The sequence below is a fragment of the Streptomyces sp. WMMB 714 genome, assembly GCF_900090125.1.
Classification (GTDB): domain Bacteria; phylum Actinomycetota; class Actinomycetes; order Streptomycetales; family Streptomycetaceae; genus Streptomyces; species Streptomyces daqingensis.
Genome location: NZ_FMHJ01000004.1, coordinates 256,250 through 271,651 on the forward strand (window position 1 = coordinate 256,250; position 15,402 = coordinate 271,651).

The 15,402-nt window shown below is 73.6% G+C and carries 16 protein-coding genes; 13 read left to right on the forward strand and 3 right to left on the reverse strand.

Annotation, left to right across the window (positions count from 1 at the left end):
- Window positions 1–13: 13 nt before the first annotated feature.
- Window positions 14–2,233, reverse strand: a complete 2,220-nt coding sequence (locus tag H181DRAFT_RS08865; RefSeq protein ID WP_158715426.1) for a tetratricopeptide repeat protein — start codon at window positions 2,231–2,233, stop codon at window positions 14–16.
- Between the two features lie 362 nt (window positions 2,234–2,595).
- On the opposite strand from H181DRAFT_RS08865, the gene H181DRAFT_RS08870 reads away from it, so the two are divergent.
- The 5 genes from H181DRAFT_RS08870 to H181DRAFT_RS08890 all read left to right on the forward strand — a co-directional run bounded on the left by H181DRAFT_RS08870 (window position 2,596) and on the right by H181DRAFT_RS08890 (window position 6,630).
- On the forward strand, window positions 2,596–3,642 hold the full coding sequence (locus H181DRAFT_RS08870; protein WP_045863729.1) for a zinc-dependent alcohol dehydrogenase family protein: 1,047 nt from the start codon (window positions 2,596–2,598) through the stop codon (window positions 3,640–3,642).
- A 228-nt stretch (window positions 3,643–3,870) separates the two neighbouring features.
- On the forward strand, window positions 3,871–4,611 hold the full coding sequence (locus H181DRAFT_RS08875) for a class I SAM-dependent methyltransferase (RefSeq protein ID WP_074467780.1): 741 nt from the start codon (window positions 3,871–3,873) through the stop codon (window positions 4,609–4,611).
- A gap of 130 nt (window positions 4,612–4,741) precedes the next feature.
- Window positions 4,742–5,269, forward strand: a complete 528-nt coding sequence (locus H181DRAFT_RS08880) for a hypothetical protein (protein ID WP_045863730.1) — start codon at window positions 4,742–4,744, stop codon at window positions 5,267–5,269.
- A gap of 192 nt (window positions 5,270–5,461) precedes the next feature.
- A complete protein-coding gene (locus H181DRAFT_RS08885) occupies window positions 5,462–5,776 on the forward strand; it encodes a DMT family transporter (protein ID WP_045863968.1) in 315 nt (104 codons plus the stop codon).
- A gap of 158 nt (window positions 5,777–5,934) precedes the next feature.
- Entirely contained in the window at window positions 5,935–6,630 is a 696-nt protein-coding gene (locus H181DRAFT_RS08890; protein ID WP_045863731.1) for a dienelactone hydrolase family protein, read from the forward strand.
- Between the two features lie 44 nt (window positions 6,631–6,674).
- Here H181DRAFT_RS08890 and H181DRAFT_RS08895 read toward each other — a convergent pair whose 3' ends face one another.
- Window positions 6,675–7,619: a quinone oxidoreductase family protein gene (locus H181DRAFT_RS08895; protein ID WP_175439733.1), complete on the reverse strand. Its 945-nt coding sequence runs from the start codon at window positions 7,617–7,619 to the stop codon at window positions 6,675–6,677.
- A gap of 394 nt (window positions 7,620–8,013) precedes the next feature.
- On the opposite strand from H181DRAFT_RS08895, the gene H181DRAFT_RS08900 reads away from it, so the two are divergent.
- The 5 genes from H181DRAFT_RS08900 (at window position 8,014) to H181DRAFT_RS08920 (ending at window position 10,793) form a co-directional block, all read left to right on the forward strand.
- Window positions 8,014–9,255: a helix-turn-helix domain-containing protein gene (locus H181DRAFT_RS08900; RefSeq protein ID WP_078895603.1), complete on the forward strand. Its 1,242-nt coding sequence runs from the start codon at window positions 8,014–8,016 to the stop codon at window positions 9,253–9,255.
- Window positions 9,256–9,323: 68 nt separating this feature from the next.
- Window positions 9,324–9,776, forward strand: a complete 453-nt coding sequence (locus H181DRAFT_RS08905; RefSeq protein ID WP_139131685.1) for a hypothetical protein — start codon at window positions 9,324–9,326, stop codon at window positions 9,774–9,776.
- Window positions 9,773–10,120, forward strand: a complete 348-nt coding sequence (locus tag H181DRAFT_RS08910; protein WP_045863732.1) for a hypothetical protein — start codon at window positions 9,773–9,775, stop codon at window positions 10,118–10,120. The genes H181DRAFT_RS08905 and H181DRAFT_RS08910 overlap by 4 nt, the downstream gene beginning before the upstream one ends.
- On the forward strand, window positions 10,114–10,449 hold the full coding sequence (locus H181DRAFT_RS08915; RefSeq protein ID WP_139131686.1) for a hypothetical protein: 336 nt from the start codon (window positions 10,114–10,116) through the stop codon (window positions 10,447–10,449). Before H181DRAFT_RS08910 ends, H181DRAFT_RS08915 begins: the two co-directional genes overlap by 7 nt.
- Window positions 10,449–10,793 carry a hypothetical protein gene (locus H181DRAFT_RS08920; RefSeq protein WP_045863733.1) on the forward strand — a complete coding sequence of 115 codons (345 nt, stop codon included), beginning with the start codon at window positions 10,449–10,451 and terminating at the stop codon, window positions 10,791–10,793. Before H181DRAFT_RS08915 ends, H181DRAFT_RS08920 begins: the two co-directional genes overlap by 1 nt.
- A 119-nt stretch (window positions 10,794–10,912) precedes the next feature.
- Here H181DRAFT_RS08920 and H181DRAFT_RS08925 read toward each other — a convergent pair whose 3' ends face one another.
- Window positions 10,913–11,857: a D-2-hydroxyacid dehydrogenase family protein gene (locus H181DRAFT_RS08925; protein WP_045863734.1), complete on the reverse strand. Its 945-nt coding sequence runs from the start codon at window positions 11,855–11,857 to the stop codon at window positions 10,913–10,915.
- 158 nt (window positions 11,858–12,015) lie between these two features.
- Between H181DRAFT_RS08925 and H181DRAFT_RS08930 the strand changes: the two genes are divergently transcribed.
- The 3 genes from H181DRAFT_RS08930 to H181DRAFT_RS08940 all read left to right on the forward strand — a co-directional run bounded on the left by H181DRAFT_RS08930 (window position 12,016) and on the right by H181DRAFT_RS08940 (window position 15,351).
- Window positions 12,016–13,560 carry a histidine kinase gene (locus H181DRAFT_RS08930; RefSeq protein ID WP_052708509.1) on the forward strand — a complete coding sequence of 515 codons (1,545 nt, stop codon included), beginning with the start codon at window positions 12,016–12,018 and terminating at the stop codon, window positions 13,558–13,560.
- On the forward strand, window positions 13,553–14,293 hold the full coding sequence (locus H181DRAFT_RS08935; protein ID WP_078895605.1) for a response regulator transcription factor: 741 nt from the start codon (window positions 13,553–13,555) through the stop codon (window positions 14,291–14,293). The genes H181DRAFT_RS08930 and H181DRAFT_RS08935 overlap by 8 nt, the downstream gene beginning before the upstream one ends.
- Before the next feature lie 251 nt (window positions 14,294–14,544).
- Window positions 14,545–15,351: a class I SAM-dependent methyltransferase gene (locus H181DRAFT_RS08940; protein WP_045863735.1), complete on the forward strand. Its 807-nt coding sequence runs from the start codon at window positions 14,545–14,547 to the stop codon at window positions 15,349–15,351.
- Window positions 15,352–15,402 lie beyond the last annotated feature (51 nt).

Consider the following 15,402-nt stretch of genomic DNA (forward strand, 5'->3'; position numbering starts at 1 on the left):
GCGGCCCCGCCCCTCAAGCGCCCGCCGCGGGCTGCGGCCCCGCCTGCCGGACGGGCGCGGTCTCCTGCGGCGGCCCGGCCTCCTCGAACAGGGCGGCCGACTCCTGCCAGTGGCTTCGCGCCTCCTCGTCGCGGCCCAGCTCCGACAGGTGGCCGGCGAGGTTGTCGAGCGAGCGGGCCAGCACGGGACGGAAGCGCTCCGGCGCGTTCCGCGCCAGCTCGCGGCGGATGGCGACGGCCTCCTGCGCCGGCTCCAGCGCCTCCTTCGTACGGCCCAGCGCGGACAGGACGTTGCCGAGGTTGTTGAGCGAGCCCGCCAGCCGCGGCCGGAAGCGGTCCGGAGCCTGGACCGCCAGTTCGCGGTAGAGCTCGGCGGCCTCCTGCGCGGGCTCCAGCGCCTCCTCGGCGCGCTCCAGTTCGGAGAGGACGTTGCCGAGGTTGTTGAGGGACCCGGCGAGGTCGGGCCGGAAGCGGGCCGGGTCCTGCCGCTCCAGCCCCCTGTGGAGCTCGACGGCCTCCCGCGCCGGCCGCAGCGCCTCCTCCAGCCGCCCCGTCCGGCTGTACCGCAGCCCGAGCGTGGTCAGCCACATCGCGCGCTGCTCGGGCCCCGTACCGTCCGGGAGGCGCTCGAGGATGCGCCGGGTGACGGCGATGCCGGCCTCCGACAGGGCGACGGTCAGGTACGGGATGGCGCGCTGTATCTCCTCGAGCACCTCCCGCGGGACGTCGGTGGTGGAGAGGACGTCCGCGAGGACGGCGCCGAGCGCTCCCGGCGACTCGATCGTGACGGTGATCGCCGCCCCGTACAGGTCCGCCGTCCGCCGCCGCAGCCAGTCGTCCAGAAGCCCGGCCGCGTGGGGGTGGTGGGCCGTGGCCCGCGTGAGGAGGGTGAGGGCCCGCAGCGCCTGGACGACGTCGAGGCGGTCGCGTACCGCGGCGGCGAACTCCGGGCTCTCGTGGAGGCGCGCGGTGACGTGCCGCTCCGCCAGCAGCGCGGGACGCAGCGGCGCGACGGCACCGTCGACGGGAGCCGGATGGAGGGTGCAGAGCCAGCGGGCGGTCCGGCGCCGGAGCCCCGCGCGGGACTCCCCGTCCAGTCCGGGCACCGTCCGCAGCAGCTCCTCCGTGGCCTTCGCGCTGCCCGCCGCGAGCAGGCTGGTGACCGCGACGCAGTTCTCGACGGCGGCCCCGTCCAGCCCCTGCGGCCCGGTGATCCCCGCCCGTGCGGCGCTCTCGTGCCAGGCGCGTGCGGCGTGCCGCAGCAGCTCGTCCAGGACGTCCGGGCCGACACCCACCCGCGTCGGAGCCGGGCCTCCGCCGCCCCGTTCGCCGCGCAGCACGGCCACGAGGGCGGCGGCGTGCACCACCAGCATCGGGACGGGGTGCGGGGCGGGTTCGACCTCGACGCCCTCCGGCGCGGGAAGCCCCAGATGGGCGGCGAACCGCGGCACGGCACGCGCGACCAGCTCCGCGCTGTCCGTTCCGTCGCCCGGGCCCGCCTGCAGCCGCAGGGTGACGGCGCGGGAGGCGGCGGGACCGATGGGGGACGCCGCGGCTTTCAGGTGCCCCCACCACTCGCCCTCTTCACGGGCCAGCATCAGCACCCGCAGCCCGGCCGCGCCGCTCGCGGCGGCGGAGGCCAGCAGATGCGGAAGCCCGGGGCGGGTCTCGGCGTGGTCGACGAGCAGCAGGACGGGGCCGGGCCGGGCGGCCTCCACCACGTGGACGGCCGCGGCGTCCTCGCCGTCGAGCACCCGGCGGCACCGCCACCCCTCCTGCTGGAGCTGCTCGGCCAGCTCCAGCGCGAGACGGGTCTTGCCCACCCCGGCCGCGCCGGTGACCAGCGCCAGCCGCGTGGACTCCCCCTCGTGGCCGCACCATTCGCGCAGGAGGCGCAACTCCTCGGTGCGGCCGGTGAATTCGCCGACCGCGCGAGCAGGGCCGAGCGCGTCCGCCACGTGGTCCGCGGCCGCGCCGGCCGCGCCTCCGGGGCGCCGGTCGTACCGCACCGGGTCGGAGACCCCGGCCAGACCGGGGTCGGGGTCGGGGAGCCCGTCGTCCGCGCGCCTGCCCTGGAGGTGGTCCCAGGCGCTGGAGACGATGAAGCCGGCCACCGCCGCGATGGCGGCGATCCAGACGAGGTCGAACCACCCCCCGGCCGCGCCGCCCACAGCGCCCAGCACCATCAGAACCAACGCCGCACCGAGTAGCGGCCACTTCAGACTCCCACGCATCCCCCCAGCATCCCCTCGCACAGGGGTCACTGGCAGCCGCTCGTACAAAGCTGATGACCCGGCCGCCGAGTCCGCGGGAGCGCACCGGTGCCCTTCCGGGACGGGCGGAGCGCCGTGCGGCGGCACAGGCGTCCTGGTCAGACGCCATGGCGGGGCGGCCGGGGAGCGGGCGGGTGCGGCGTGCCTCCCGCGGCGGACCGTGGCCGGTTGGCGCGGTGGCGCCATGTGGCGCCGGTCAGATCGGCCGCACCGGGCGCGCCGCGGGCGGCGGAGGCACCGGCCCCGTCACCCCGCCCGTCCTCTGCCCGCGCGCACCCGGCACGCTCCGGGCGCCGCCGTGCGGACTGCCATACTGCCCCGCTGTGAAAGCACTGCTCTACGACGAGTTCGGGCAGCTCCCCGCACTCCGCGACGTACCGGACCCCGCTCCCGCCCCCGGAGGGGCCGTCGTCGAAGTGGCGGCCACCGGGCTGTGCCGCAGCGACTGGCATGCCTGGCAGGGGCACGACTCCGGCGTGCGGCTGCCGCACGTCGGCGGGCACGAACTCGCGGGAACGGTGGCCGCCGTCGGGGCGGGAGTGCGCGAGTCGTGGGTGGGGCGGCGCGTGACCGTGCCCTTCGTGTGCGGCTGCGGGGCATGCGCGGAGTGCGTGACCGGCAACCAGCAGGTGTGCGAACGGCAGACGCAGCCCGGCTTCACGCACTGGGGCTCCTTCGCGCAGTACGTGGCGGTCGACCACGCCGAGAACAACCTCGTCCCGCTCCCCGGCTTCGTGGACACGGCGACCGCCGCGTCCCTCGGCTGCCGCTTCGGCACCGCGTTCCGGGCGACGCTGCGCCAGGGGCGGGCGGCGGCAGGGGAGTTCGTCGCGGTCTGGGGCTGCGGAGGAGCCGGACTGTCGGCGGTGATGATCGCCGCGTCCTGCGGTGCTCGGGTCGTCGCGGTGGACGTCTCGCCCCCGGCGCTCGAACTCGCCCGCGAATCGGGAGCGGAGGCGGTCGTGGACGCCTCGGCGGTGGACGACCCCGCCGCGGCCGTCGCCGAACTCACCGGCGGAGGCGCCCACTTGTCGCTCGACTGCCTCGGGCGGCCCGAGACGTGCACGGCGTCCGTGCGCAGCCTCCGGCGGCGCGGGCGGCACGTGCAGGTGGGGCTGCTGCCGCCGGAGCAGGCGGCCGTCGGCATCCCCATGGACCGGGTCGTCGCCTGGGAGCTGGAAGTCCTCGGCAGCCACGGCGTCCAGGCGCACGAATACCCGGCTCTGCTGGGGCTGCTGGAGTCCGGCGCGGTGCGCCCGGACCGCCTGCTGCGCAGGCGCATCGGCCTCTCCGACGCGGCGGAGGCGCTGGCCGGCATGGGCTCCCCCGGGTCGGGAGGGACGGCCGGTGTGACGGTCATCGTCCCCTAGGAGGTGTCTGAGGTGGGCAGTCCAGAACGCGCCGGACTGCGGTCAACTCCCTGCGGACGGGCGGTGCTTCACGTCCGGGCTGTCCGGCCCGCCGCCCCGCGCGCACATCACGTGCCCGCCGGGGGCACTTTCGGGTGAACCCCTCCCATACCGTCCCGGCCGGCGGCGCGTGAACCCTACGGTTCCAGCCAGGTGACACCTTTGCCCCGCGCCTCCCGAGGAACCGCAATGCCCCTCACGTCCAAGAGCCTCCCGGAGTACTGGAACACGTACAAGCCGCACAAGGGGGAGGGCGAGCCGCCTCCTCCCGCGGTCGACTCCTTCGAATGGACGCAGTACCCGGGGCACGGCCCCGGTGCGGACTTCCTGAGGGAGCCGCGCACCGCGCTCGAACTGGGCTCCGCCGAGGGGAAGGAGGCGTACTTCCTGGCGCGCCGGGGCGTGGAGGTGACGGCGGTCGACTTCTCCCCCGCGCAGGTCGCGCGCGCCCGCCTGTGGTGGGAGGGCACCCCCGGTCTCTCGTTCGTGAACGCGGAGGCGTGCGAGTACCTCGCGAGCACCGCCACGACGTACGACGCGGTCTACTCGCGCTGGGGCGCCGCCTGGTTCACCGATCCCGCCGTCCTCGTCCCGCTGGTCGCCCGCCGCCTCTCCCCGCGGGGCCTGCTCGCTCTCTCGCAGGCCGAGCCGATCGACGGCTTCTACGGGCCGCAGGCGATGTACGGCAACGGCCTCAGCGGCCGCCGCCTGCCCGTCCTGCGCTGGTCCTACTCCCCCGAGATGTGGACGGAGCTGCTCGCGAAGAGCGGTTTCACCGACATCGACGCGTACGTCCTTCCGGCGCCCGAGCCGGACAACGTCGGCACGCTGATGGTGCGGGCGCACGCCCCGGCGAAGCGGCGCAGCAGGCAGGCGCCGCGCCGCCGTGTGCAGGACCTTCCCCGGCAGGCGGAGCCCCCGGCGGGCTGACGGGGCGGAGCGCCGGCCCCCGCCGCGTTCTTCGGCCTCCGCCGAAGGTCGTGGATCCGACCGCCGTGCAGTCGTGATGCTGACTGGCGAAGGGGGCGCGGCCCCGTCGGAGGCAGAGGGGAGATCGGTCATGATCGCCAAGAACACCAAGTACACCAAGAGGACGCTCATCGGGATCGGTGCGGCGGCACTGCTGGCGACCGGGGGCGCGGCGACGTCGGCGTCGGCGGTACAGCCGGACACCGCGGCACAGCCGGGCACCGTGTCCGGTGCGGCGGCCGGACAGCAGGTCCTCGGCAAGAGCGGCTACTCGAAGGCGCACCCGAAGTACACGTACGCCTCTGCCCGCTGGACGTGGAAGGGACCGGGCAGCACCGGCAAGGTCAAGGTCTACGTCAACGACATCAGCTGCAAGGACGGCGACGACGCCTTCGCCTTCATGCAGTTCGAGAGGGCCACCGGTCAGGTCGTCACGGGGGAGAGCCGGTTCTGGAACTACAACTCCGACTGCAAGGGGAAGGGTGTGAGCCGTAAGGGCCCGTCCTTCAGCGACGGCTTCAACATCACGCACGCGCGCGTGGTGGCCTGCAAGGACGACAAGTTGGGTTCCGGCGACACCTGCAAGAAGGGGAACTGGCACAAGAACCCCTACGCGTGAGGGGCGAGCGGCGACCGACGCTGTGCGCCCGGCCCTCCACCGGGGGCCGGGCGCACAGCGCTCCGCGGCCCTGCCCGCCGGTGCCGGTTGGGCGCTCCCTCCGTCCGTGTGATCGACTGAGCCGGACAGAGAGCGGGAGCGGAGCGGCGGCGGTGCGCGCCGCCGGCGGTGAGCGGAGGTGGACGCATGGGCCTGGCCTGGGCCGTCCTCATCGTCTCCGGGGTGCTGGAGACCGTGTGGGCGGGCGCCCTGCAGGCGTCCGGGAACTTCCACAAGCTGTGGCCGTCGCTGCTGTTCGTCGGCGCTCTGGCCCTCAGCATGCTCGGTCTCTCCTACGCGGTGACGCACATTCCGCTCGGCACCGCCTACGGGGTGTGGGTGGGCACCGGCGCGGTCGGCACGGCCCTCTACGGCATGGTGGTGCTCGGCGAACCGGTCACGGCGGCGCGGCTGATCTGCCTGCTGCTCATCGTCGCGGGCGTGGTGGGGCTGGAACTGCTCCACTGACGCGGCGGACGGCGGACGGCGGCCGGAGCGGGCGCCGGGTGCCGGGTGCCGGGTGCTGAGGCAGACGGGCCCCAGGAGGTGATCTCCGGCGGTGACGGGTTACCCGTGCCCGCCGAACCGCCCCCCGCCTCCGCCGAGCTGACCGAAAGGCTGCCCCCGTGTCCGCACCCCCGCTCCGCCAGAACCTCCGCTTCACCGCCGACGGCGTGGACGTCTACGGCTACCTCGCACTGCCCCCGGCCGGTACCGGCCCCGGTGTCCTCGTCATCCAGGAGTGGTGGGGGCTGACGGACCAGATCGCCTCGGTGGCCGACGACCTCGCCGCCGCGGGGTACGTCGCCCTGGCCCCCGACCTGTACGGCGGACGTACGACGCACGACAGCGACGACGCCGCCCGGCTCGCCTCGGAGGTGCCGATGGCCAGGGCGGTGGGCGAACTCTCCGGCGCTGTCGACTACTTGCTCGCCCACGAGGCCGTGCGCGGCGACGCGGCCGGAGCCGTCGGCTTCTGCATGGGCGGCGGTTTCGTCCTCGCGCTGGCCGCTGCCGCCGGGGAACGGATCGCCGCGGCCGTCCCGTACTACGGCGTGACGGGCGACGACGAGGCCGACTTCTCCGGGATGCGCGCCGAAGTCCTGGGCCACTACGGCGAGTTCGACGAGAACGCCTCCCCTGCCCGCGCCGAGGAGATCGCCGCGCGCATCCGGGCGGAGTCGGGGGCGCCGATGACGGTCCACCGCTATCCGGCCGGGCACGCCTTCGCGAACGAGGAGGACCACCTGGGCACGTACGACCCGGACTCGGCGCGGCTCGCGTGGGAGCGGACGCTGGAGTTCCTCAAGGCACGGCTGTAGGGCGCCGGGCGCCCGCCCGTCCGGGCCGCAGGACGGTCTTCCGTTCAGGGCAGCAGGACGACCTTGCCGCCGGGGTGGCCCTCCGCGAGGAAGCGGTGGGCCTCCGCCGCCTCGCTCAGCGGGAAGGTGCGGGCGACGACGACGTCGATCATGCCGCCGCGCGCCAGGGGCACCAGATCGCGCCAGGCGTCGCTCCGGATCTTGGTTCCGGGGTCCGCGCCGGGGCCGTTGCCGATGAGCTTGATCCCCGCGTCGGCCCGGTCGAAGGCGATGACGGAGACGATGCGGGAGGGCTCCGGGACCAGGGCCAGGGAGACGTCCACCGCCTCCCGCGTCCCCGCGGTGTCGACCGCCGCGTGCACGCCGTCCGGCGCGGCGGCACGCACCCGCTCCTCCAGCCCCGCGCCGTAGACCACGGGCGTCGCACCGTAGCGCCGGACGAGCTCCTGGCGCTCCTCGCCGGCCGTCCCGACCACGTTCGCTCCGACCGCGACGGCGAGCTGCACGGCCATGAGCCCCACGCCTCCTGACGCCCCGTGCACGAGGATCGTGTCGCCCTGCGACACCCCCACGACGGCGAGGGCGTGGACGGCGGTGGCACCCGTCAGCAGCAGCCCCGCCGCCTTCTCCCAGCTCAGCTCGGGGGGCTTGGGCACGACCTGGGAGGCGGGAACGGTCACGTCGGTGGCGTACGCGCCGGAGATCTGGAAGACGATCACCTCGTCACCGACGGACAGCCGGCCGCCCGGCCCCTCGGCGTCCTCCCCGACAGCGGTCACGACCCCGGCCAGCTCCTGCCCCACAGGCATCGGCAGCGACGAGGGGTCCGATCCGAAGGCACCGCCGTACAGCTTGTAGTCCACCGGGTTGACGCCCGCGGCCTTCACCTGGACGGTCACCTCACCCCGGTCCGGAGGGGGCACCTCCACCTCGACGAGGGAGAGCACCTCCGGTCCGCCGTAGGACTCGGCCACCACTCGCTCCGCCATACCGCGACCTCCCGGGCCTCACCTGGCACTACCAGGCACTGTCTCACCGGGCGGTGCGCCCCGCTCGCCGGAAGGGGCCGTCAGGACGAGGCGGGCGCCCTTGGCAGCCCCGTGGCCGGTCTCGGCGAGGCCCTGGGCCTCGTACGACGGTCCAGACATCCTTACGACCGGCGTCGCCTCGGCGTCGCGCGAGGGCGCACCTCATGATGCGGCAGTACGGGCAGGCCGTGGACGCCCTCATGAACGTGCGGCGCCAGGCGCCGGAGTGGCTGGCACCCGGTCTCCGGCGGCGGCAATCCCGTTGCTCACTTGGGGAGTTGTCAGCCCGGTCACACATCCGGTCCGGACCCATACCCTGTGCAGTGACGGAGCCGCACAGAAGAGGGGCAGAGCCGTGTCGTACCCCGATGCCACCCCGGAACCGATCGCGTTCGGTGAGCGCCTGCGCATCCTGCGGACACGCCGTGGGATGACCCGCCCCGTGCTGGCAGGGCTGTTGGGCAAGTCGCCGTCGTGGCTGAAGCAGATCGAGCGCGGAGACCTTCACACGCCTTCGCTCCCGATGGTGCTGCGCATGGCCGAAGCGTTGCGGGTGCGAGACCTTTCCGATCTCACTGGCGATGCCGCTCGAATGCCTACGGCTCTGTTCATCGGCCCGGGACATCCGCGCCTGCCCGAGGTGCGCGCTGCCGTGGACGCCTTCCCGCTCCCGGTGGATGACCGCCGGGCCCCGGACACCGCGCACCTTCGGGCAAGCCTCGCCCACGCGTGGGCCGCCCGTCATTCGGCGCCGAACCACCGGGAGGTGATCGGCACTTTGCTGCCCGGGCTGATCCGTGACGGGCAACTCGCCGTGCGGCAGGCCGGCACTCCCGCAGAGCGCCGCGCGGCGCAGGCCGTCCTCGCCGAGGTGTATTCGCTCGCGCAGTTCTTCCTCGCCTACCAGCCGGATTCGGCCCTGCTGTGGCGCGTGGCCGAGCGTGGCATGGTTGCCGCGCAGGAGTCCGGTGACCCGCATGCGCTGGGCATGGCCGCGTGGCTGACCGCTGAGGCGCACCGGGACTCCGCGCAGTACGACGGCGCGGACGCGGTGACGATGCAGGCCCTGCACTGGCTTGAGCCGCAACTGCCCGATGCGGGCGAGGATGTGCGCGCCATCGCGGGGGCGTTGCAGGTGGCGGCGGGGTACACGGCGAGTAGTCGTGGAGACGCCGGCAGTGCGTGGGGGTGGTGGGACAAGGCGGACCGTGTTGCGCGAGGGCTGTCGGCGGCCTACTACCACCCGGTGACGTCGTTCTCCCGGGCGGTGATGGGGGCTCACGCGGTGACTCTCGCTGTGGAGTTGCACGCAGGCAACGAGAGCGTGCGGCAAGTGCGGCAGGCCGACGTCCGGTCGATTCCGTCCCGGCCGCGCCGGGCGCGACACAGGATCGAGGAGGCCCGCGCCTATCAGCTCGACGGAAAGCCCGAGGCCGCCCTGGAGACGGTGGACAAGGCGCACGAGAACGCGCCGGAGACGATCCAGTACAACGGCTACGCGCGGCGGATCATCCTGGAGGAGACCGAGGCGAAGGCGCCGGATCGTCGGCGCCGGGCCTCTGAGCTGGCAGTCAAGGTGGGTGTACTGGCTGCCTGAAAAGGGGTTCTGACGCAGGGGCAGAATCCCTGCCCCTGCTCCCGGCGGAGCGCTCTTACGGTCTGTGAGTGTCCGATCACTCGATGACCGAGAGGTGCGTTCCCGTGCAGCTCACCATGTCCAGACTCTCCGTTCCGTCGCGCACGCCGCTGCCCGAAGGTCTCGACGCCGAGTTGAGGGAGGCGGGGGTGTTCTGGGACGCGGTGCGGGTGCCCGGTGATTCAGGTGAGCGGGTTCTCGCGGTCCTCGACGACGACTGCGGCGCCGTGATCCGTGACGCCTGCAACCGGACTGTGTACTTCATGGTCCGGCCGGGTGCGGCCGACGCTTGGCGCTTCCCGGTCGAGGCTCGTGTGCGGGTCCTCGGCACGGGCTGCTACGTCGTGGTGCCTCCGCCCCATTGCGACCGCTGGGCGGCGGTGTTCTGGGCGCGGCCTGTTGTCAACGGCCGTGTGCTGACCCGGTCCAGGCGGCTGCACGCCGTGATCCAGAACGTCGTCGCGGGGGCGTCGGCGCGGTGACGATCCCCGAGACGCAGATGCGCCTGACGTTGGCGAAGGCCGGGGTCCGCTGGGACGCGGTCCGTGTGACGGCCGCCGTGGGCAAGCGAGTCGCGGACCATCTCGGTGCGGGGTGCGGTGGTGTGGTCGCGGACGGGGTGCACGTGTGGTTCTTCGTCGAGCCGGGCCGGGGAGGGGAGTTGACGCTCCCTGGTGTGACGGTGCTGGGGCGCGGTGATCTCCTCCTCGTCCCCGCCGACCGGATCATCTCGCCGCCCGGACCGCACTGGGCACGCCTCTCGTCCCGCCGCACCACCTCCACCCTGGCCCTGTACCGCGCCTTCACCCACGGAGACCCGTGGTGAGGACAGCACAACGACGAGACCGCAGCTCCGCACGCCAGGGGCTCCGGCTTGTCGCTGCCGGACGCCGCTGGGATGCCGTACGCGTCCCGACACGGCAGGGTGAAGCACTCGTTGACGCCCTGGGCACCCGGTGCGGAGACGTCATCCGCGACGGACCCGGCTACCTCTTCCTCATCACCCCCGGCACAGGCGACCTCATCACCACCCCCGACGTGACGGTCTACGGCCGCAGCCGCCACGTCCTCATCCCCGCCGGAGACCACACCGCACCACCCGGACCGCACTGGGTTCGACCCGCCTTCCACCTCGCACTTGAGGAGGTGCAGTGATGAGCCGCCAGGCCCACCCCGGGCACTGCGCATGGCACGACGACTGGGCAGACGACGTCGTCCTGGTCACCGTCCACGAAGGCGGATCAGGACCCGGCGGAGGAGCACACGCCTGCCTCCGCTGCGCCCGCGAACTCACCCAGCGCAGCGCCACATCCACCTGGCTGCGCGACCAGATCACCGCCATGGAGATCCGCGCCACCGCCCTGGCCAATACGCGGCAGGGAAGGGCGTCACCGATGCCCGACCCGCCCACGTGCGAGTACTGCGGCACGACGACCGAGGCGCTGGGCAACGGCCTCTTCTGCTGTCCCTCTTGCAGGACGGCCACCACGAGAACGTGACTGACGCCCGATGACGCAACCCGTGGCCCCTGTGCTGCCGGTTACAGCAGCTCGCCCTCGACACGTATCGGCAAGCCGAAGGGCGGAGCGCCTGCGGCCGAGGGGAGCCGGCCGGGGGCTCAGGACGTGAGCGTGCGCAGCGGTGTGCCCGCGAGCCAGGCGGCGACGTCCTCGGCGGCCTGCCCGTAGAAGACGCGGTAGGTCTCCTCGGTGACGTAGCCGAGGTGCGGGGTCAGGACGGTACGGGGCGCGGTGCGCAGCAGGTCGTCGGCGGGCAGCGGCTCCATGTCGTACACGTCGAGTCCCGCGCCCGCGATACGGCCCTCGTACAGGGCGTCGATGAGGGCGCCGGTGTCGACGAGCGGGCCGCGCGAGGTGTTGACGAGGTACGCGGTCGGCTTCATCCAGGACAGTTCCTCGCGTCCGACGAGTCCGGCGCTGCGCCCGCTGAGCTTGTAGTGGAGGCTGATCACGTCGGACTCGGAGAAGAGGGTCTGCTTGCCGACGGGCTCGGCGCCGTGCTCGCGGGCGGCGGCCGGGTCGAGGTTGGCGCTCCAGGCGAGCACGCGCATGTCGAACGCCTGGGCGACGGCGGCGACGCGCCTGCCGAGCCTCCCGAAGCCGACGAGGCCGAGGGTGCGTCCGGCCAGGTCCGCGCCGATGGTGTTCTGCCACTGCCCTTCGCGCATCCCGGTGGATTCGGCGGGGATGTGCCGCACGAGGGAGAGGATGAGCCCCCAGGTGAGTTCGGGCGTCGCAGTGGCGGGGCTCTGGGTGCCGCAGACCGTCACGCCGTGCTCGCGGGCCGCGTCCAGATCGATGGCGGCGTTCGCCATGCCCGTCGTCACCAGCAGCCGCAGATCGGGGAGCCGCGCGAGGCGTTCGGCCGTGAACGGGGTCCTCTCGCGCATCGCGACGACGATCCCGTAGCCGCTCAGGGCTTCGACGAGGGCGTCGGTGTCCGCCAAGTGCTCGTGGAAGAAGGTGACTTCGGCGTCCAGGCTCTGCCAGTCGGCGAAGTGGTGGGCTGCCTGCTGGTAGTCGTCCAGGACGGCGACGCGCACGGTGGTTCCTCTCAGCCGGTGACGGGCGGGCGCTGGGCTCCGCGGCGGACTCCCAGCCTGCGTCCGGGACCGCCCCCGTGTGTAGTACCTGAGGGGGAGATCACGTGATGGCACCTGGGACGGATGCCGGGGCCGGCCGGTCTCCATATCGTCGCCGCATGATTCCGGACCGACCACAGGGAAGAGCGCCCGACCGCGCTCCGGCACCGCCCCCTGAACGGGCGCCGGCCGCGGCGGTACCCGCCCAGGGCGCCGCGGCGGTACCCGCCCAGGGCGCCGGGCCGGTTTCCGGCCCGGCGGGCCGGGAGCCGGAGCCCGGGACCGCGGCCGCGCTGTTCCGCCGGTGGCTGTCGGGCGTCCTGCGCGGCCTCTTCCGCGACCTGGTCCGTGACGCCTTCGTCCCCCGCCCGCTGCCTCCGGCGCGACGGCTCCCGCCCACCGCGCGGGGCGTGCGGGCGCTCCCCGCGCCCGTACGCGAGGCCCTGCGCTGGGCGCCGCACGCCGGTGTCGTGGCGCTGACGGTGCTCGTCGCCTTGCTCCAGGCGCTGTCCGGCGTCCCTGCCGCCGACGCCGCGGCGGGCCGCATCCTGGTGCCGCTCGCGCTGCTGACGGCGCTGTGCCGGCCGGTGCTGTCGGGCTGGCTGCTGCTGGCGCTGCTGGGACTCAGCCTCGCCCGTCCCGGCGGTGTGGCCGCGCCGTTCACCTTCGCCGAACTCTCCGAAGGCGTCTTCCAGTACGAGAGCCAGGCGAGGCCGTGGGCCTGGGCGGGGCTCCTCGCGTTCGCGGCGCTCCAGGTCGTGCTGGGGCTGCGGCTCGGCCTCCGGGCCGCGCTCGGATTCTGGGCGCTCGTGCTGATGCTGGCGGCGGGACTCTTCGGCCCCTACGTGCTCGGTACGTCGGTGATGGCCCTGCTCTCCGGTGGCATGCCGCTGGTGTGCGCCGTCGTCACGGGGTGGCGGCGGGCGCGTGAGGAGGCGGCCGTGCACGCCGCGGCGACCGCGGAGGAACGCTCCAGGCGCATCCTGCTGGAGGAACGGGCGGTCATCGCACGGGAGTTGCACGATGTCGTAGCCCATCACATGTCCGTCGTCGCCATCCAGGCGCAGGCCGCTCCGTTCCGGGTGGAGGCGCCGCCGCCCGAACTGGAGAGGGCCTTCGCCGCCATCCGGGAGAACGCGGTCGCCGCGCTCGCGGAGCTGCGGCGGGTCCTCGGAGCGGTACGGGCCGAGCCGGCCGGCGGGGACGGCGTGACGGCCGGTGCCGCCGAGGCTCCGCAGCCCGGGCTCGCCGACCTGGCGGTGCTGCTGGAGCGGGTACGTGCGACCGGGGTGCCCGTCGAGGAGACGGTGCGGGGCGCTGTGCGCGAACTGCCGCGCGGAGTGGAGCTGTCGGCGTACCGCATCGTCCAGGAGGCGTTGAGCAACGCCCTGCGGCACGCTCCCGGGTCACCCGTCCGGGTGGAACTCGACCATGCGCGGGAGGGCTTGGGCGTCACCGTCGTGAACGGCCCCGCCACGGAACTCGCCACGGAACCTGGCACGGGGCGGACTCCGCGGGAGACGGGCGCGGGGCACGGCCTCACGGGAATGCGGGAGCGCGTCGCGATGCTGGGCGGGCGGCTGGAGGTACGGCCCACCGACGGGGGCGGCTTCGAGGTCTCGGCCTTCCTGCCGGCCGCCGGAACGGGGGAGCCCGATGGCTGACGCGGGCAGCATCCGTGTGCTGATTGCCGACGACCAGATGATGGTGCGCGAGGGCCTGTCCGTACTGCTGGGCAGCCGCCCCGACATCGAGGTCGCGGGTGAGGCGGCCGACGGGCGGGAGGCCGTCGAGGCGGTCCTCGCGCTCCGCCCGGACGTCGCCCTGCTCGACGTGCGGATGCCCGTCATGAGCGGCCTGGAGGCCACGCGCGAGATCGTCGCGCGCGCCCCCGCCACGAAGGTGCTGATCCTGACGACGTACGACCTCGACGAGTACGTCTACAAGGCGCTGAAGGCCGGCGCGGGAGGATTCCTGCTCAAGGACGCCCCCGTGGCGCGGCTCGCCGAGGGCGTCAGGGCCGTCGCCGCCGGCGGGGCGCTGCTGGCGCCTCCCGTCACACGCCGTCTCATCACCGAGTTCAGCCGGCTCACCGGCGAGGACGCCGCCCTGCGCGCACCGCTCCTGGAACGGGTCGCCGGGCTCACGGAGAGGGAGACGCACGTGCTGGCCCTGGTGGCGCAGGGCCTGTCGAACGCTGAGATCGCCGGCCACCTCGACCTGGCCGAGTCGACGGTGAAGACCCACGTCGGCCGCGTCCTGATGAAGCTGTCGCTGCGGGACCGCACGCAGGCCGTCGTCTTCGCCTACGAGAGCGGAGTCGTCGCGGCACGGGCCTCCGCCGCCGGTACCGCGGATGCCGGCGCCCGGCACCGGAGACGGCGGCGCGGCGGCTGAACCTGCCGCGCCGCGCGGCGCCCCGGGAGCCCCTTCTCCCGTGGGGTGCGCGGTGTCCGGCACGGCGCGGACACGCGCCGATCGCAGGAAACGCCCCTTCCCGCGCGTCCGCGCCCGGCCGTGCGCTGCTCTACGCTCGGCCGCGAATGTCAGACATGGCGGGTCATTCAGTCCTTCCCGTCCCAACTCGCCCCGAACGGCCCGCATCGGGCACCGGCGGGGAGACCGCAGCACCGAAGGAGTACGTCCTGATGCCCAAGAAGACCCCGCGCTCTCTCGCGGCGAACCGCGCACGGCTGTCGCACAAGGCCGCCTACGCACTGCGGAACCCGGCACGGGTCGTCCCCTACCTCCGCCGTGCCCTGCGCGACCGCTGGCTGAGGTTCAAGCACCCGGACCACGTCGACTACTACCGGGCGGTGATGGCGTCCGACACGGCCGCGAACCCGGAGGCGGCCGTCGGCAGCCGCAGCCACGACAGGTGGCTGGCCCTGGGGCAGATGCAGTTCGACTTCCTCGTCGAGCACGGACTGCAGAAGGAGCACCGCATGCTGGACATCGGCTGCGGCAACCTCCGCGCGGGCTGGAGGTTCATCCAGTACCTGGACGCCGGCAACTACTACGGCATCGACATCTCGCCCGACATCCTCATCTCCGCGAAGAAGACCCTGGCCCGGTACGAACTGCAGGACAAACTCCCGCACTTGACCCTCACGCACGATCTGACCTTCGACTTCCTCCCGGACGGCCACTTCGACGTGGTGCACGCGCACAGCGTCTTCTCGCACTCCCCGATCGAGGTCATCGACGAGTGCTTCGCGAACGTCGCGCGCATCCTGACGCCCCGCGGCTTCTTCGACTTCACCTTCGACCGCACGGAAGGCGCCGAACACCAGGTGCTGCGCGAGGACTTCTACTACAGGACGGAGACGCTGACGGCCCTCGCGGAGAAGCACGGGCTGACCGCGCGCTTCATGGACGACTGGGAGAAGCTGCCGCACGGGCAGTCCAAGATCCGCGTCACGCGCGCCGAAGCGCCCGCTCCCGTGGCCGACTGACGTCCGACGCGGGGCGCGGGGCCGGTCCCGCGGGGCGCGGCGCCGGTCGTC